General features: G+C 49.4%; 11 protein-coding genes. 7 read left to right on the top strand and 4 right to left on the bottom strand.

What is annotated here, in order from left to right; genetic code table 11:
• Position 1 precedes the first annotated feature (1 nt).
• Positions 2-5,509 carry a type I polyketide synthase gene (locus P9L94_00315; GenBank protein MDP8242492.1) on the top strand — a complete coding sequence of 1,836 codons (5,508 nt, stop codon included), beginning with the start codon at positions 2-4 and terminating at the stop codon, positions 5,507-5,509.
• A gap of 225 nt (positions 5,510-5,734) precedes the next feature.
• On the opposite strand, the gene P9L94_00310 is transcribed toward P9L94_00315, so the two are convergent.
• Positions 5,735-6,163: an SET domain-containing protein-lysine N-methyltransferase gene (locus P9L94_00310; GenBank protein MDP8242491.1), complete on the bottom strand. Its 429-nt coding sequence runs from the start codon at positions 6,161-6,163 to the stop codon at positions 5,735-5,737.
• Positions 6,160-6,540 carry an S-adenosylmethionine decarboxylase gene (locus P9L94_00305; protein MDP8242490.1) on the bottom strand — a complete coding sequence of 127 codons (381 nt, stop codon included), beginning with the start codon at positions 6,538-6,540 and terminating at the stop codon, positions 6,160-6,162. The genes P9L94_00310 and P9L94_00305 overlap by 4 nt, the downstream gene beginning before the upstream one ends.
• Positions 6,541-6,730: 190 nt before the next feature.
• On the opposite strand from P9L94_00305, the gene P9L94_00300 reads away from it, so the two are divergent.
• From P9L94_00300 to P9L94_00280, 5 genes are read left to right on the top strand one after another with little or no spacing between them, the layout of a single operon-like run.
• Positions 6,731-7,519, top strand: a complete 789-nt coding sequence (locus P9L94_00300) for a hypothetical protein (protein MDP8242489.1) — start codon at positions 6,731-6,733, stop codon at positions 7,517-7,519.
• Between the two features lie 54 nt (positions 7,520-7,573).
• Complete coding sequence (locus tag P9L94_00295; protein MDP8242488.1) at positions 7,574-10,780, top strand: cyclic nucleotide-binding domain-containing protein; 3,207 nt, start codon at positions 7,574-7,576, stop codon at positions 10,778-10,780.
• Between the two features lie 7 nt (positions 10,781-10,787).
• Entirely contained in the window at positions 10,788-13,154 is a 2,367-nt protein-coding gene (locus P9L94_00290; GenBank protein ID MDP8242487.1) for a hypothetical protein, read from the top strand.
• Positions 13,155-13,156: 2 nt separating this feature from the next.
• Positions 13,157-13,555 carry a hypothetical protein gene (locus tag P9L94_00285; GenBank protein MDP8242486.1) on the top strand — a complete coding sequence of 133 codons (399 nt, stop codon included), beginning with the start codon at positions 13,157-13,159 and terminating at the stop codon, positions 13,553-13,555.
• A gap of 13 nt (positions 13,556-13,568) precedes the next feature.
• Positions 13,569-14,963, top strand: coding sequence for a hypothetical protein (locus P9L94_00280; protein MDP8242485.1), 1,395 nt, complete (start codon positions 13,569-13,571; stop codon positions 14,961-14,963).
• Between the two features lie 33 nt (positions 14,964-14,996).
• On the opposite strand, the gene P9L94_00275 is transcribed toward P9L94_00280, so the two are convergent.
• Both P9L94_00275 and P9L94_00270 read right to left on the bottom strand, forming a co-directional pair.
• The gene (locus P9L94_00275) at positions 14,997-15,200 is read right to left on the bottom strand and encodes a hypothetical protein (GenBank protein ID MDP8242484.1); all 204 of its coding nucleotides are present in this window, start codon (positions 15,198-15,200) and stop codon (positions 14,997-14,999) included.
• A 35-nt stretch (positions 15,201-15,235) separates the two neighbouring features.
• Positions 15,236-16,432: a hypothetical protein gene (locus P9L94_00270; GenBank protein ID MDP8242483.1), complete on the bottom strand. Its 1,197-nt coding sequence runs from the start codon at positions 16,430-16,432 to the stop codon at positions 15,236-15,238.
• A gap of 254 nt (positions 16,433-16,686) precedes the next feature.
• Between P9L94_00270 and P9L94_00265 the strand changes: the two genes are divergently transcribed.
• Positions 16,687-18,114: a glycosyl hydrolase family 28 protein gene (locus tag P9L94_00265; protein MDP8242482.1), complete on the top strand. Its 1,428-nt coding sequence runs from the start codon at positions 16,687-16,689 to the stop codon at positions 18,112-18,114.
• The last annotated feature ends 250 nt before the right edge of the window (positions 18,115-18,364 follow it).

The raw sequence follows: 18,364 nt of genomic DNA, 5'->3' as shown, positions 1-18,364 counted from the left end.
TATGAACCAGCCAGCCGAAACCAACTCGCTTTCGCCGCTCAAGCGCGCGTTAGTCGCGATGGAAACCCTGCAAGCCAAAATCGACGCGCTCGAACAACAGCGCGCCGAACCCATCGCGGTGATTGGCATGGCCTGCCGCTTTCCCGGCGCCGCCGATTCGCCCGAAGCCTTCTGGCGCAATTTAAAAGCGGGCGTCCATTCGGTGTCGGAGATTCCCGCCAGCCGCTGGGACATTGACGACTATTACGACCCTGACCCTGAAACGCCCGGCAAGATGAACACCCGCCACGGTGGATTCATTGACCATGTCGAAGAATTTGATGCGCCGTTTTTTTCGATCTCGCCGCGTGAAGCGATCACCATGGACCCGCAGCAGCGCATCCTGCTTGAAACGGCTTTTCAAGCAATGCAAGACGCGGGCATGGTGCGCGAACGGCTTTCGGGGCAACTGACCGGGGCGTTCATCGGCGTCACTTCCAATGACCATTCGCAAATCAATCTTGAAACCGGAGACGTGTCCAATATTGATACCTACCACATCACCGGTAACACCAACAACGCCGCCGCCGGGCGCCTCTCGTATGTGATGGGGCTGCGCGGGCCATGTATGGCGATTGACACGGCGTGTTCGTCGTCGCTGACGGCGATGCACCAGGCGGTGCGCAGTCTGCAAAACCGTGAATGCGACGCGGCGTTGACGGGCGGCGTCAATCTGATGTTGTCGCCCGTGACGAACCTTGCGTTATCAAAAACCAAAGTGCTGTCGCCCAGCGGTTGCTGCCGCGCCTTTGACGATGGCGCTGACGGCATGGTGCGCGGCGAAGGCTGCGGCGTGGTCGTGTTAAAGCGGTTGAGCGACGCGCAAGCCGACGGCGATCGCATTCTTGCCGTGGTTCGCGGGTCGGCGGTCAATCAGGACGGCCCCAGCAGCGGCTTGACCGTGCCCAACGGCCCCGCCCAGGAAGCCTTGATTCGCAGCGCATTGAAACACGCAGGATTGAATCCCGAAGAAATTGACTACATCGAAGCGCATGGCACCGGCACCTCGCTGGGCGATCCCATCGAATTAAAAGCACTCGCGAATGCGTACGCCTCGTCGCGGCCTGTTGAGCGCCCATTGTTGATCGGCTCGGTCAAAACCAACATCGGACACTTGGAGGCAGGCGCGGGCATCGCGGGTTTTATTAAACTCGTCCTGGCTTTGCAACATGAAGAACTTCCACCGCATTTACATTTCGAACAACCGACTTCGCGCTTTGATTGGCAGCGTTTCTCCATGCAAGTGGTGAAGCAAGCGACGGCATGGAAGCGCGGCGAACGACCGAGACGGTGCGGAGTGAGTTCGTTTGGCTTCAGCGGCGTGAATGCGCATGTCATTGTCGAAGAAGCGCCGTTGGCGACGCAAAAGCAAACGCAATTCGAGCGGCCTGTTCACACGCTGGTTTGCTCCGCTCATAGCGAAGAGGCGCTTCGCGCAGCGGTGGAGAACTTGTTGGGCGGCTGCGAAGCGCTACATGAAAATCAATGGGCGGACGTTTGTTATTCATCGAACGGCGGGCGCGGGCATTTCGCTCATCGTCTCGCCGTCAGCGCTGATAATTTGCGTGATGGACGGGCTCAGTTGCAGGCGTGGTTAGACGGCGCCTCCTGCGATGTCGCGTGCAATCGCGTAGAGCGCGCGCCGAAAATTGCATTCTTATTTACCGGGCAGGGTGCGCAGTATCCGCAAATGGCGCGGCAATTATTTGATTCGCATCCCGCCTTTCGCGAGACGATGGAAACCTGCGACCGCTTGTTGCGCGACCGATTGCCTCAACCGTTGTTGGAGGTGTTGTATGGCGCCCAAAGCGGCGATGGATCGTTAAACCAGACCGAATTTACGCAGCCCGCATTGTTCGCGCTTGAATATTCGTTGGCGAAGTTGTGGCAGTCGTGGGGCGTTGCGCCTTCGTTTGTCGCGGGCCACAGCGTTGGTGAATACGCAGCGGCATGTTTCGCCGGTATTTTTAGCCTTGAAGACGGCGTTCAACTGATCGCCGAACGGGCGCGTTTGATTCAGTCGGTGCAGGCGCCCGGCGCCATGCTTGCGTTGAGTTGTGACGAAACCACTGCGCTTGAATTGATTCAACCCTACCAGGACGTTTCAATCGCGGCGCTCAACTCGCCGACACAGACTGTCGTATCCGGCGGCGAAAGGGCAATCAAAAAAATACAGACATTGCTCAAAGAGAAGAAAATACATGCCGTCCCGTTGCGAACCTCTCATGCGTTTCATTCGCCTTTGATGGATGAAATCCTGCCGCAGTTTGAGACGTATGCGAAACAGGTTGCGTTTACTGCGCCCAAGACGGCGATGGTTTCAAACGGAACCGGGGCCTTGGCTGACCATCGAATAACAACGGCGCAGTATTGGACGGAACACATTCGCAAGCCGGTGCGCTTTATGGACGGAATGCGCGCGCTCGAAGAAAAAGGCGCGGATACGTTTGTCGAAATCGGCCCCAAACCGCTGCTGGTCAACCTGGGGCAGGCTTGCGTGAATCCAGACGGCAAAACATGGCTCGCTAGTTTGCGAAAAGAAGGTCGCGACTGGCAGGATATATCAGCGTGTCTTGGGGCGTTATATATCAACGGCGCCAAGATTGATTGGCGGGGATTTGATCGCGGCTATTCGCGTAATCGCTTGTCGCTGCCGACGTACCCATTTCAGCGCCAGCGCTATTGGGTGCGCGACGAGGCCTCGCATCAGGCGCCGCGCCTGCGCGGTCGCGCGTCACAAACCTTTCTCGGAGAACGCATGGCGCTGGCGGGCAGCGAGGAAATGCGTTTTGAATCGCGCATCTCGATTGCGGCGTTTCCGTTTTTGGCTGACCACAAAATTAATTCCCGAATGGTTTTGCCTTTGTCGGCGTTTATCGACATAGCGGCGTCCGCGTCAAAACAGATTACAGGCGCGACGGTTGTACGCATCGAAAATTTGTCGATGATGGCGCCGTGCGTTTTGGATGAGAACGCGGAGAGCGTGCTGCAAACCGTTGCGCAGCCGATTGGCGAAGGGCGCTATTCGTTTTGTATTTATAGTTCGCGCGGCGTTGAAGACAGTGAATGGCTGCAACACGCTGTCGGCGAATTTTGCGCAGGGGAAGCGTTGGACGCGCCTTCGCTCAAAGTATGGTCGGCGTCTGAAGAAAGCGAATCGTTGGCGCAAGCGCATTATCAGGCTTGCCGCAGTCGCGGCGTCGATTTCGGCCCGGCGTTTCAGGCTGTCCACGCGTTGCAACTTTCGGATGGGCGCGCACAATCTATCATTGATGCAAAAAGCCATCGCCCAGCCAAAAGATGTTTTATTGACCCTGTCTTGCTGGATGCGTGTTTTCAAACCTTGGGCGCATTTGTTCTGGAAGACAATGCAGAGCGCTTGTTTTTGCCCGTCGGTATTGAGCGGATCGAGTTGCGTTTGTGTGAAGACCGAAATGGATATGCGCAAGCAACCCATGTCGAAACCGGAGCCGACGCAGACAGCATCGTATTTGATTTTGAAATGCTTTCGTCCAAGAGCGAAGCCGTTGCAAGCATTCATGGAATGCGGCTCAAAGAAGCGCCGTCTGATTTCTTGCTAAAAGATAACCGCGCCGACATAGAATCTTTGTTCTATCACATCGAATGGACGCCTTTTGATTTACCGCAAAACACAACGCTGCAACATAAAGGGCGTTGGCTCGTTGTTTCTGAAGACGCGGCCTTTTGCGGCGCTGCAAAAAAACATTTACAACAACATGGTGGAGAATGCGAATGCGTTACGCCGCATCAGTTGTTACAACCGCAATTTGATTTAAAACGTTTTGGTCGAATGATTATTTATTGCACGGATGATGAGGCGCAAGTCGCGCAAGTTACATATCAATATACCGCTCAGTTGGTTCAAATCATTCAGCGACTGCTGAAGATGGAAGCGTCCGCGCCGCTGTTTGTGATGACCCAAAATGCGCAATGTGTTTCGCCGGATGACGACATGTCCGGCCTTGCGCAGGCGCCGTTATGGGGCGTGTTGAAATGCCTGATGCAGGAGCATCCAAATTTTTCGTGCGCGATGATTGATGTGGATGATGTTGCATCCTCTGTGAACTGGCAGGCGTTGGCGCAGATTTTATGTGCGCCGATCAATGAAAACCAATTGGGGTTGCGTGAAGGAAAATGCTACGCCGCGAGAATGGCGCGTCATCAGTTGGACAAGAATGTAACGTTGCTTTCGATCAAGCCGGATAAGGCTTATTTGATTACGGGCGGCCTGCGCGGCATCGGCTTCGCTGTTGCCGGGTGGATGGTCGAACGCGGCGCGACACACCTCGTCCTGGCAAGCCGCAGCGGAAAAATAGACGCAGCGCAAGAGCGGCGTATCAACGATTGGAAGCAGCGCGGCGTTCATGTGTATTGTGCGCGTTGCGACGTTTCGATTGCGCAGCAAGTTCAGGCGTTGGTCGAAAATTTGCCGCAAGGTTTTCCAGCGCTTGGCGGCGTTGTCCATTCAGCAGGTGTGTTAGATGACGCTTCAATCGTTAATTTGAATGAGGAGCGCATCCAAAATGTGTTCGCCCCAAAAGTGAACGGCGCGGTGAACCTGCACCAAGCAACGCAAACAATGGAATTAGATTTCTTCGTTCTGTTCTCGTCGCTCTCGACATTGTGGGGTTCGCAGGGGCAGGCCAATTACGTCGCGGCGAATTCATTTCTCGACGGATTCGCTCATTGGCGACGGGCGAAAGGCTTGCCTGCGTTGTGCGTCAACTGGGGGCCGTGGCAAGAAACCGGTATGGCGGCGAACGATGCGCTGCTTGCGCAATTCGAGTCGCAGGGCATTCGCGCCTTGCCGAACGAACGCGGCCTTGCGGCGCTGGGGCGTCTGCTTGATGCAGGCGCCGTCCAATGCGCGGTTGCGGATATTGATTGGCCCCGCTTGCTGCAACGCATCGGTTCGTCAAGCGTCCCGCCGTTGTTGGCGGATATTGCGAACAATGAGAAATCTGAAATCGCAGTTACTTCTCAAGCATCCAGTGCGAATGTGTTAGATTCGTTATTGTCGCAAACGGGCGACCAGCGCCGCCAGCGCTTGAGCGAATATTTAACGCAAAGAGTCATCGCCGTGCTGCGCATTCAGCCTGCGGAATTCGATGAGCGTACGCCGCTAAACCGCTTGGGGGTCGATTCGCTAATGGCGGTCGAACTGCGAAACCGTTTGCAGAAGGAACTAAAAGTTGACGCGCCCATTCCCATGTTTTTGGACGGGTCCGATACCCACACTTTGGTTGACCGCATCGCGCAGCGTTTTGAGCAGGCGCATCAGAACCCTTCCGTTCAGCCAACATCAAAACAGAGCGTCGCTCAATTGGCCGACAATCTGGATTCAACCAACGCCGAGCACTTGCTTGATAAAATTGATGACTTGTCGGATGAAGAAATTGACGCGCTGTTCGGTTCAGCGGTCAAAGATATGAAGCATGACACAAAATAACAGCGTTAAGGCCCATCTTGGAAGCGACTACTTGCATTGATCGGTAGCCATGCTTTTTGTTATGAAAACGTAGTCTGGTTTATCAAAAATTGACAAATCTTCTCAGGTCTGGGTGCAACTCTGGGAGCGCCTGTGCTTAAGGGCCTGAAAGCCCGCACTGAAGCGAGCAGAGTTGTGCCCAGACCTGAATGCAGCGAAATCTAAATTCAATTTACGAAAAAAATTTTAAGGTTTAGGGGAGCGGCCTTGGATGAAGCCCCGGCAGTGCGTCGCGCCGCATGAACAATGAAATGATTTATACAAGACCTCTTCGGTCGCATCATAATCAATCGTAATGATTTCGCCCGGTTCAATGCGCTTGGTTGCGATAAACAAGAGACGCTTGAGGTCCGTGATGCAATTCGGATCGCAATGGTGGAGAACTTTTCCCATGAAATAGGGATCATGGATATGCAGCGACTCGCTCAGTTGCAGCGTGAATTGGGTGATGTGGGGCAAGACCACCCCGCTGAAGGCGGCGACGACATCGCCAGGCTGGAAAGATACCAACGAGACGACCCCTTCGCCCCGGGCGTTTTCAAATTTTTGGACTTGAAAACGGTCCGTGGTGGGCTCGAATTGAAACGGTGGAATCGAGTCGGGATAAAATCTCATGACCGCAATAGTACCTTATAGGTTTCGTCTTCTGGTGAAAATCGGTCATTGACAAAACGCAACACCTCGTCAGGATCAAAGTCTTTGCAGCTAAAGACGTCTAAATAGAGATCGCGCGCCATGTCGTTGGTGTGCACCGTAATCGCGCTGGTCTCGATCAGTTGAACGCCGGAGATTCCAATCTCGATGCCTTCGCCAAAGCGCTCGACAATCGGCTGGCCAAACGGCTTCATATCAATATCAACCGCGAGTTGATGTAAGAAATCAGAGATGGCTTGCTTGTCAGTGATATTTTGGGTGCAGCGTTTGAATGATGCGATTAGATGTTTGCCGTAGTAATGCGTATTATCGATAATTATACGTCGGTATTCTTCCATATTGGGTTTAAAATAGACCTTAGTTTGATGAACGATTTAATAATTTTAGGCGAAAAATAAAAAACAACAACAGCTTTTCACGAAAGTTGATCATTTATATCAGAATAAAATTAAATATGCGCTATGCTGTTGCCTGAATAAGAGATGTATGAGAAATCCGTGTAACAAAATGTTATGCTTGGAGGGTGTGTTGAAAAAACAAATTGCTTTAAATATTGCGCTTTTTTTGGGACTCGTATTGGGCAGCGGGCTGTCCGCATCGGCAATTGATATTTACGGCGAGGAACTGAGTATTAATGTTGATTTCACTTATGCCTCTAAATATATGTGGCATGGGTTTGATACGTTTGACAATGACGGCGCCTTTCATCCCAGCGTTGAATTTGGGTATAAAGATTTTTATGCCGGAGTGTGGGGCGCTTGGCCTGATACCAGCGGATTTGAAGACCTGACAGAAATTGATTTCTATCTTGGTTACGATCATGCGTTTTTTGAAGAAGAATGGTATAGCCTCTCAGTCGGGGTCGTATATACCTATTTTTCATTTCCCAAATTAAATAGTCAAATTGACGGGCAAGAGATCGGACTATCATTTACGTTCGACCAACTCTTGCCAATCGGCCCCTCGGTCTTGGTGCCCAGTTATACGGTGTACTATGAGTGGGACGGAATTCAGAGCGAAGAGGCGATTGATAACGGGTTTTATCATACCTTTGCATTGGGGTACGACGTTCCAATCCCAGCCTTGTTGCCCGAACAAGAAGAGCAAGCGATTTCTCTGATGGCGGATGTAACGTATGGGGACGGCCCCTATGATACCGCATCTGGTTTTCTATACGCAACCGTTGGCGCTTCTACCACGTTTGAATGGAACAATTTTTATTTAACCCCGGCTGTCTATTACCAATTTTCATTTGATGATTCCGTCAATGATGAAGATGACTTGTATACGCTGATTAGTATTGGTTATTCGTTCTAGTATTTGGTTGAGAAATAATTGTAAGTTACGTCGTACAACCGCTTCAGGAAAGCAATGGTCCGTATTCTTCAAAAACTGTTTCAAGTTCATGAGGGAGAAGGAGCGAAAGTCTTCTTCTTTTCGTTGTTGGGGGCGTTGTTGCAGGCTGGCGTAGCCATTGGTTATGTCGGTTCTGACTCGCTGTTTATTTCTTACCTTGGCGTACAAAGCCTTCCTTATATCTATTTTATTCTGCCGCTCTTGATGTTTTTCGTCACGCCGTTGACGTCGTTGATTACACAGCGGGTCGGCGTGTTGAAGATGCAATTGCTGACATGCGCCTTGTTAGTTTTTGGCGGCATAGGGCTGTACCAATTAGCGGAAATTGCAATCACGTCCGGCGATGAATCCTATTGGATGTTTTTTATTGTCAAACTCTACAGCGCAATTTGTTATATTGCGGTTTATACCATTTATTGGAATTTTGTTGACGCCTATTTTGATATTTTAAGCGCCAAGCGGTTGTTTCCCCTTTTGAGCGGGGCGAATGCCGTTGGCGCAACCGTGGGCGGCTATTTAGTTACGCTTTTTATGGGTTTCCAAATTGAAGTCGGCTATTTATTTTTGCTTTGGTCGGGGTTGAGTTTACTTTCATTGGCGCCAATTTTCAGCCTGCGGAGGTTTTCGACGCTGATTGATTTGGAGGCGGATTCATCTGGTTCGGTCCGGCAACAGATTTATTCATTAGGGCAGGGATTTAAGAAATCAAAATATGTTATTTTTCTGACCGTTTCATCGTTTCTGGGGATGATTCTGGCTTATATCTGTGAATTTCAGTATATGCAGATTTTTGAGCATCAATATACGGATGAAGATTCACTCGCCAATATGTTGGGGTATATGTTCATGTTGGCGAACATATTTAATACCATTGTTGTTTTGTTATTGTTTAACCGGATGATTGTGAACTTTGGCGTGAGAAATATTGCGTTGATCCAGCCAATCGCTTACTTAGTTTTATTTGCAGGCTACGTGGCTGTGTTTGGTTCTCCAGAATCAATGTTAGTTATGGCAATCGTCGGTTTCTTTGCTTATCAGGGAGTTCAAACATCCATTGAGTATAATAACTTTAATTTAATTATTAACCCGATTCCCCGTGAAATTAAAACGTCAGTGCGCACCATTATTGAAGGCTGGATTGAGCCGTTCGGCGTTGCGGTCGCGGGTTTTACACTGATTGTTTTTAGCGAATATATTGGACTTTCACACCTCGAAATGTCATTAATTGCACTTTGGATTGGTTTAGTCTATTTGGCGACAATATTAATTATGCGCGCACAATATGCTGGCGCAACCGTGCAGAGCCTCAAGGATGAATGGCTTGATTTTAATGTTTCAGAAACGCAACAACAACGCATATTAAGTGATGAAGAACTGTCTTCTCTGCGGGAAGTGATTCAAACCGGCGGCGTAAAACAAAAATTGACGGCGTGCCGGATGCTGTGGAAGCATGACCAGATTGCAGGCGTGACGGAACTCTTGCGATTGTGGGAAGAAGCGGACGCGGATGGACGTACTATATATAGCCGATTATTAAGCGAGATGTATAGCCAGAATAACAACGATGTGAACCGTTTAATTCTCGATTGGATCGTATCGCAAGATGAGCCAACGCGCCAAGTCATCATAAAATCTCTCGATCAACAAAGCCTTGCGTCTGCGAACACCATGCTTGAACTATTACAATCAGATGATGTTGAGGCGCGGGCCTCCGCGGCTGTATTGTTGTGGAAGCATTGGGATTTAGAGTACGCCTCGCTTGCGATCCGGGAGTTTCAGCAACTGGTGCGCGGCAGCGTAAACGAACGGTTGGCGGCGTTGCGTTCGCTGGTGAATACGGGAGATAGCCGTTACGCGCAATATGTCAAAAGTTATCTGGATGAAGAAGATGAGAGCGTGCGCAAGGCGGCGCATCTCGCCTTAGCCCACTTAGTAGGTGTTGAAAACCGCAATCTTATTCAAGATGTAATGGTGATGATGAATGAAGATGACGGCGAGGTGCGGCTTGCTGTTTTTGATGCGCTAAAACAGATTGGCGACTCCGCTTGCATCCCCTTAATGTTAGAGCGCGCCGACGCCTATGCGCCGTATGAAAAACGGCTGGCGCAACAGGCCATTTTACAATTGGGGCTTAAATCCATTCCGACTTGCGTCCGGGTGCTTCGGAATGAAACGTATTCGTACGGCGGACGCTCGATCGCTGCGCGCGCGATTGCAGAAATGGCTTTCCCTCAGATGCAGGCACTGGCGCCGAGCCTGGTTGAAAGCGAAATTCGGCGGTCGTATCAGATGATTTATTGCAGCCAGATCTTGCAACAATTCGGTTCGCACCAAAACGGCTTTGTTGCATTAGGCTTTTTTTATCAGGATGAACAAATTCGTTCTCTGGGATTTATTTTAGAGATACTGTCATTGGGCGGACAGATTGCAAACCATGAAATGATTGCGGCGTCGTTGTGGTCATCAAGTCGGGATGCGCGAAGCAACGCCATCGAAACCTTAGAACAGTCTGTGAGTAAATCCGTCTATAAAAAATTGCTCCCGCTTGTTGATGGCCGCTCTCGTAGCAATCAAGTCGATTTTTACCGCAAAAAATTCAACTGTGATGAGATGACCATTGGCGAAGTGATCGATTTTGCTTGGTCGAGTTCAAACCAACTCGAAAAATCCATTGCGGCCCAAGTGCAGTTTGAGTGGGAAGACAATAATACCGAATCGGGCGCCGACCATTTTGATCAATTATTGCGGCGCCTGTGTGAAGACTTAGACCCGTCTGAAACATCGGTGCGACAGGTTCTTACGGCAATGTTGAGACGGGTCGAAGGCGAAGTGGTTGATACGATTGTTGACCGAATTGTATGCATGAAACGCACGACCATTTTTTCAGCAGTGCCTGTGTTTGAATTGCAGGAGCTTGCGGCAAAAATGAAGACGATATTATTTGCGCCTGATGAAACGATTTATCAAGAAGGTGAAGCGGCGAATTCTTTCTATTTGCTTGATGAAGGCTCCGTTGTGCTTTCGTCAGAATCAAGCGTTGTGATTGCGTATGGCGACGTCATTGGCGAGAAGGTAATTATGGGAAGCCAGTTTCGCGAAGAAAACGCCTCTGCAGAAACGAGTGTTAAAGTGTATGAATTATCGCTTGAATATCTCGAGGAGTTTGGAAAAATCCACCCCAATTTATCCATAAAATTACATGGTATGTTTGCATTGAAGTGAAAGTGATATGAATAGACGGAATGAAAATAAACGGTTTACGATAGGGCTGCATGCATTTTATATGTTGTTTTTAGCCCCGATTTTTCTATTTGTCACAATTATTATGGGGCTGGTCAATTTTAGTGATACCTATCGGTTAATTGAAGATGGGTTCGGCGACCAAATTGAAGCGATTAGTTTGGTCACGGCGAGTTTTTTAGACGGCGATGAAATCGTTGATGGTTTAATGAGACAATTTCAACCGCAAGGGTTGGTTTATATCGAAGAGCGTTTGCGCCTGTTGGGCATTGATAAAAATACCGGATGGCTTCTTGAGATTGACCCCGTCCATGGCGGCGCGAATGTTTTAAATACAAGTCTCAGCGTGAATCTGATTGATCTCGCATTTGACGCAAACCGGCGAACCTATTACGGAGTTGATGCGTCTGGGACTATTTATTCTGCAAGTGATTCTACATTCAATAACTTACAAAAGATTGCCTCGTTAGAGCGGGCTGTGAGCGGCATCGCCTTTAATTCAATCAATCAACAAATCTGTATATGCGGCGACGGATATTTTCAAATTGACGCCGTTTCTAAATATGTATTAACAATAAATGAAAATGATTATATGGATTATGTTGGGCTTACATATAATTCCGACAATAATTCTCTATACGCATTACGCGTTGACCCGGTTGCGTTATGTCAAATTAATAGCGTGAACGGAGAAGTCATTGAGGAAATGCAATTGCGTTTAAATGAGGAGCCGGATGAATTTGAAGAGCCGGTTAATGATCTTGGTGAATTGGCTGAGCGCGATGTGTGGAATGCATTTCAATATGACCGAATTATGCAATTGCAAGATGAAGAGGCCAAGAGGGTCGTTCAAGAAAATATATTGAACCTTTTGTTGCAAACAGACGCTCAAATGAATGAGGTTGAGGAAGAAGTCGCGGAAGAGGATGATGATGCACCTGCTTTGGATGAGTTCTTTGAAGGCCCGGTTTATGGATTGGCCTGGAAAGCGCAAACGCAGGATTTATTTGTTTCTTCTGACGCGTTGCTTGAGATCGACTCTGATTCGGGCGCGCTAGTGCAAAGTGGAATTTGGGGCGGATATCGAAATGAAATGCGTGAATCGTATTTGACCAATGTAAGTCCGATGAGAAGAATCAAAGAGAAATTGAATGTGACCTACTTATATACATTCATGCAAAATGCTGAACAAGATTTGGGAGCGATTACTTACAATATTGATTCTAACATTGACGCCGATCATTCTTGGATCGCGACGGAAGATTCTCTTCCCGCTGAAAGCGTCTTTGATTTATATGGACGAATTTTGTTGGGGGAAATATATCAGTCAGATATCGTGGAATGGGACGAGTGGGGATTGATAAAAACAGGCTATGCGCCGATTTTTGGTCAAGGCGGCGTTGTTCGCGCGGTCGTTGGTACGGATGTGAATGTTAGTGTGATTGGGACAAAATCCCGGGTGCATTTATTACAAACCATTGGGTTGGGGTTGCTGTCGTTTCTATTAGCGTTGCTTGTTATGTACGCCGTGACGACGGCGATGTCGAAGCCGATCGCCCTGTTAAATGAGACGGCGCTCACCGTTGCGGCGGGCGAGTATGGGAAAAAGGCGGACGAAGTTGGCGCGAAAGAATTTCATGCGTTAAGCCACGCGTTTAATTTACTCAGCCATGATATGAAAGAAGCGCAAGATAAACGCGAATTTGATAACAAAATTCTACACTATCAAACCGCGCGCGCGGAACTCATTAGAAAACTGGTGCAAATCCGTGAGATGCTAGTCCCGTCTCAGATGGATGGATGGCAGACGCACCATTGGGGCCTTGGCGTAAACGAGTCGGTTTTGTCAGCCGTCTTAAAAGATGTTCAAGGCGCAATGGCTTGGGCTGGAATTCAAAAAGGCAATTCGCTGGTTGTGTTAAAAACCCAAATAGACATACCGTCAATTGTTCGTAAATTGCTGCGTTTGTATCGCGGTGACTGGACGAAAATTTCGTTCGCGTTAAATGAATATTACCAAGATTGCGTTCAAGGTTTCTTTTTTATTCACCGCAAAGATAAATGTTTATATTCGCTGTGCCGATCTGAATTTGTTTGCTACCGAATCAACCAACAGCCATATCAGCGAATCAATTTGTCAGAGACGGGTTCGTTTCCCGTCGAGTCAGGCGATGCGCTTATCATCGTTTCTGTTGCGATTGCGGACGCGGTTCAATCCATCATTGAACGGGAGGCGGATTTGAAAGCAGGCGAAGGCCGCGTCCCGGCCCTATTTGAACGCATTCAATCAGAAATACCGGATGAGAAAACGCCAACGGCGGAGCGCAGCATGATGATATTGTTAGAATGGGCGTAGCGATGGACCGTATTCAACGAATCTTTTATTTGAAAAATATTCCTGCATTTGATTCTTTGCGCGATCATGAAATTGACGTGATCGCGGAGGTGTTGTCAGAACGCGCCTATGACGAAAATTCAATTGTCGTGAATGCAGGCGCGGCCCTATCCAGCATGTTGATTACGGTTTCTGGAGGGTTGGTTACAAGGGGCGGGCAGGCGCTGCCCATCGTGGTTGGGGCCCCTTCATTGTTGTTTGGGTGGGAACTCGGTTCCGATATCTATTCAGCCGCTGGTGAAAAAACCGTTTGTTTGACCTTGCGGAAAGGCCTCTTCTTTACGCTGGTTTATGAATGTCCGGCTTTTTTGTTTGCGATGCTTGGCAAGACCGAAGGCAAAGACTTGTATTTCTCTCATTAAACGGTGTTTCTAAATGCGATTGCGTACGCAAAATTTGTTATTTCTGTTGCCGGTATTTTTGGTGACCATCATCGTGATGGGCGGCTTTAAATATTATACCGAGCGCAACGTGTTATTGTCTGGTTATGAGACCAAGGCGAATGCGTTTGCTATTTCAATTAGCGAATTTTTGACTCCGAATGCGTTGCAAGAACTGCATGAAATATCCGCCGCTGATGACGTGATTAGCGGCGATTTGGAGTTGGCGTTTGCCCGTATTTTAGATGATGGATTGGCCCTGCGGCTGTCTGTGCATGACTCTCAATCGTTTGAAGCCATTTACGCTTGGGGGCAGGAGCCGACTATTGACAGCGTCGCTTATTTGAACGAGCACAACGATTGGTTCCATCAAACCGTGCGCTCCGAACATGAAAATGAGTCAGAAAATTACGATTCACTCTTTTTTTATCCGAACCAAGGCGAGCCAGACCAGCCGTTGATTCTCATTGCGTCAGCGCCAGTGAACAATGGTTTAGATGAACTGGCCGCCGTTGTCATGGTTGAGATGGACGTAAGCGGAATCAGTGAACTGTCATTCTCAATCCTTCGTGATCTCTTGTGGATTTGTGTAATTGTTTTATTGATCGGCGTACTCGCCGCTTTTACATTATCGTTTATCATTAGCCATTCGATCCGGGAACTGACCTATGCCATTCAAGACGTGCAATCCGGCGATTTGCATGAGATAAAACTCACTTCTTCAATCCGCGAAATCAACGGGTTGGAGAATACCTACAACACCATGGTTGAAGTATTGAAAGAAGAGCGAGAACGCGATCAAGATGAATTAATGAGTATTGAGAGCCAGCGCGTTCAAAAAGACTTAGAGAAAGTCTATCAACATGTGATCTGGCCGGAAATTAAAATTCAACACAATGCGCTCTCAGGCGTTGGCGTGATTCAAGATATCTCCAAAGGCGAGTTTATGGACTTGGTGGAGGTTGAAGACGGCGTGTGCGCCATCGTAGGCCGGGTGAGCGAAAAAGAGTTCACCGCGATTGTGTCCGCTTCGAGCGTGGTTCCTTTTTGGCGGAGCCAGTTGCAATCGGGCCCGGTCGAAGACGCGGTGAAATGCATCGGCGAAATTTTTGAGCTTGATTGGTTTGAGTGTGTTTGGGTGCAAAGTTCTGAGGGCGGCGTCATAAAAACCTGGAACAAACCGCCTGGCGTTTCGGAGGTCGAACCCGGTCAGCGCCCCAAGCAGGCTGGTTCATCCGTGGTGCTTCATGCGGAAAGCGGTGAATCAGCGAAGGATATTGAACGCTTTGTTCGCCGCTTGGGTTATTTGGACCCGACCGCGTTGCATGAGCATTTAAACAACGCATTACAAAACCCGCCTGTCGGCCCGATTGTCATTATCAAAACATAAAAAAAGGAGTTCTTCCGGTATTTGGGTACTTTATCACAAATTGAATTGCGTCTTTTGACACTTTTTCGTGAATTTATGATCTTTCGCTGTATCAGGCATGGGTACAGATCTGCTCGCTTCAGTGCGGGCTTTCAAGCCCTTATGCACAGGCGCTCCCAGAGTTCCACCCATGCCTGATTTGTCAATTTTTGAAATACCGGAACCTGTTTCTGTATCAAAAAAGGCGGGCTGGAACATTCCAACCCGCCTTACATGCGTGATTGCAGGTTCGCTTATTCTTGTGCTTGCGAGGCTTGGTCAAAGCGCGTCGGCAATGACTCGAAACGGTCGCGGTATAATTTGTCAACAGAATCCTGAGCGTTCAGTGCGCCGCCGAAGGTTGACTCTTCAAACTGTTTAATCAGTTCTTCGTCGCCAGACATAACAGACGTGATTTGTTCATTCAAGCCGTTGATGGTCATTGTTACATCGATGCCGCCTGCGTTAGGATCAGTCGCTTTTACTTGGTCCAATGTCGAGCGCAGGCCTTTCAGTAGGCCTTCTAAGTTGTTTGTGTTGCTTGCGATGGCCGCTTGTGACTGGGCGATTAGCGCGCCCACTGCGCCTGCGCCTTGCGCTTTGCTTTGCACTTCCTCACGCTTGAACGTAAGCAATGTGGTCATGACTTGCGGATTGGCTTTTGTGGTTTTGGCTTCATCCACTAATTTGTTGTAGTCCGCCATGATTGCAGACAACGCCTGTTGGGCGGCGGGCAGTCCCGCTTCGGCGCCTTCTTTGGCTTTCAACGCTTGGGCGAGTGCAACAATCGACTCGGGATATTCAACCGAGAAGCGGTAAACCATGCCTGCGGCTGAATTCAAATCTTTGGGATCGGGCGCGGCGTGGCGCGTCCAGAAGTTGACGTCTTTCGCGAATTTCAAAAACTCTTCGCGTTTTTCATCTGGAACACCAATGTAGTTTCCGTTTTTCAATTTGCGGGCAAAACGCAGGCCGTCGGCGTCGTCTTGTTCGCTGACCACCGTGTATAGAAGGCCGTTGGGCAGTTGGATATCGCCAATGTTGTAGTCAAAGCAAAGCAGGGCGTACAAGGTGTTGACCCGCGACATCGGCGCTGAGCCAAAGTCGTTAAACTGAATCGCGCTGCTCATCGACTCGCTCGCGTTTGCGCTCTGAGACAACTGCGTACGCAATGTGTTCCATGGCGGCGCCATCACGCTGGATAAACCACCGCTGATGGTTGGCGCCCACGACGATGAACCCGCTTCAACCGAGAAGAAGACCGGCAGGGTGCCGTCTTCACGGACGCCGACGATGGCGTCAACGACTTGCTGGGAATAGTTCTTTGACGTCTCATCCCGTAAATCTAAAAACGACTTGTAATGCGCGTTTCTCATGGCGCATCCGCTCAACATCATCAAACAAACGCAACTGAGTATCAAACTGCTTGCTAATCTGTACCGACGAATCATGTTACCCTCCTGGATTTGGAACTATGCTATTGGCATAGTCATGTAGAATTAGGGATTTCCGAAACAAAACATAACATCTTGAATTCGCATCTTGCATTCTGTTGGGTCGATAAAATTTCAGTGGGAGCATTCGCAAAGAGGAACCACTATCTTACTCGAAATATGCTAGAGATGAAAAGTATTCGACCAATGATTTTTTTAGGGCATAATGTGAGGCCTGACGGCAAAAATGCGCATGAATGGGGGCAGTTGACATGAATGGGCTGTATTTCAATTTATTAGCGGCGCCGCGTTTATTTCTGATTCTTTCTGTAGGAGCCATCTCTCTGTTGAATTTAACCAATCTTGAAGCGAAAACGACATTCGCTGTAGTTGAATATGGCGCTGTCGGCGACGGGCTAACCCTCGATACCGACGCGATCAATCAGGCGATCTCCGCCTGCGCCGAAGCGGGCGGTGGTCAGGTCGTGTTTACGCCCGGGGCGTATCTTACGGGCAGCATTCATCTTAAAAGCCATGTCGGGCTGACGCTTGAGGCGGGCGCGCGTATTGTCGGCAGCCAAGACCTCGATCAATATCAGCATCCCGCGATCCCGTCCGGCAAGCCTGAATCACGTTGGGGCAAATGGCATCGCGGGCTGATCGTGGGCGACAACATCGAAAACGTCTCGATTTCGGGCGCGGGCGTGATCGACGGCGCCAAGGTGTTTGACCCCAAGGGCGAAGAGAAAATGCGCGGCCCTCACACGGTGGTATTCACTGGATGCCGCAATGTGTCGGTGCGTGATGTGACCGTGATTGATTCGGCTAATTATGCGTTCTTGTTTTTCGCCAGCGATGATATCGAATTTCGCAACGTGGTGATGAAAGGCGGTTGGGACGGTATCCACTTTCGCGGTTGGAAAGACCAGCCCTGCCGTCGTATCACCATCACCGGCTGCGAATTTTACACGGGCGACGATTCAATCGCCGGGCGCTATTGGGACGACGTCGTCATCTCAAATTGCATCATCAATTCGTCTTGCAACGGCATCCGCGTGATCGGCCCTGCGGATAATCTGATCATTCACGACTGCCTGTTTTTCGGGCCGGGGCGCTATGATCACCGCAGTTCAAAACGCACCAACATGCTGGCGGGCGTCAACCTTCAGCCCGGCGGGTGGGACGCCACCGAAGGCAGTTCAGATAACATCGTTATGTCGAACCTGACCATGCGCGATGTGGCGACGCCGTTTCATTTTATCTTGAAACCCGGTAACACCTCTGATGGAATCGTTGTCAGCCGGGTTGATGCGACCGGCGTCTATCGCTCAGCCTGCACGGTCGAAAGTTGGGCGGAGACGCCGTTTAAAAACGTGACCTTTCGCGATGTCAGTGTTCGGTATCTCGGCGGTGAATCCAAAGCAACCATGAAGACCGTGAAGTCGCCGGGCGTCGATGCGCGTCCGCTGCCCGCGTGGGGATTCTATGCGAGGAATGTTGAAGCGCTGCGTTTGGAAAACATCAGCCTGAAGTTTGAAGAAGACGATGTCCGCCCTGTGATGATGATGGAAAACGTCAATGGTCTCGACATCGAGAGTCTATCGGCTTCTCGCTCGCCTCACGCCAAAAAAACCGCCATCTTTAATGACGTGAAAGCGATTCAAGTTGACGCCGCCGCCCAAACTTTTATTGGAAAATAATTAGTCGGTTGCATTTTGGAGTAAGGTCTGCGCGGCGCTGCGTACTGAAAGAACCAGAAATAAAAATCGGCAAGGCGTGAAAGCGTTTTTGTGTCTCTCAAAAAATGGAATTTGTAGATTAAATTTCTGATTATATACTGAGGTGGCAGTAACCGCATAAACATAGGGGCCGTACAAACCGGGACGAGGAATGCTTCGTCCCGGTTTGTTATTTTATGCGGTTTTCAAAATAAAACGCTATACGCCGCCC

The sequence above is a fragment of the Candidatus Hinthialibacter antarcticus genome, from assembly GCA_030765645.1.
Lineage (GTDB): Bacteria > Hinthialibacterota > Hinthialibacteria > Hinthialibacterales > Hinthialibacteraceae > Hinthialibacter > Hinthialibacter antarcticus.
Note: the sequence above shows the minus strand (reverse complement) of the source record. Positions and strands in the feature narration are given on the sequence as shown.

Excerpts from the sequence above, each read along its gene's own strand:
- P9L94_00285 (MDP8242486.1), top strand. The coding sequence starts at position 13,157 with ATGGACCGTATTCAACGAATCTTTTATTTGAAAAATATTCCTGCATTT.
- P9L94_00280 (MDP8242485.1), top strand. The coding sequence starts at position 13,569 with ATGCGATTGCGTACGCAAAATTTGTTATTTCTGTTGCCGGTATTTTTG.
- P9L94_00315 (MDP8242492.1), top strand. The coding sequence starts at position 2 with ATGAACCAGCCAGCCGAAACCAACTCGCTTTCGCCGCTCAAGCGCGCG.
- P9L94_00275 (MDP8242484.1), bottom strand. The coding sequence starts at position 15,200 with ATGTTCCAGCCCGCCTTTTTTGATACAGAAACAGGTTCCGGTATTTCA.
- P9L94_00310 (MDP8242491.1), bottom strand. The coding sequence starts at position 6,163 with ATGAGATTTTATCCCGACTCGATTCCACCGTTTCAATTCGAGCCCACC.
- P9L94_00290 (MDP8242487.1), top strand. The coding sequence starts at position 10,788 with ATGAATAGACGGAATGAAAATAAACGGTTTACGATAGGGCTGCATGCA.
- P9L94_00265 (MDP8242482.1), top strand. The coding sequence starts at position 16,687 with ATGAATGGGCTGTATTTCAATTTATTAGCGGCGCCGCGTTTATTTCTG.
- P9L94_00295 (MDP8242488.1), top strand. The coding sequence starts at position 7,574 with ATGGTCCGTATTCTTCAAAAACTGTTTCAAGTTCATGAGGGAGAAGGA.
- P9L94_00270 (MDP8242483.1), bottom strand. The coding sequence starts at position 16,432 with ATGATTCGTCGGTACAGATTAGCAAGCAGTTTGATACTCAGTTGCGTT.
- P9L94_00305 (MDP8242490.1), bottom strand. The coding sequence starts at position 6,540 with ATGGAAGAATACCGACGTATAATTATCGATAATACGCATTACTACGGC.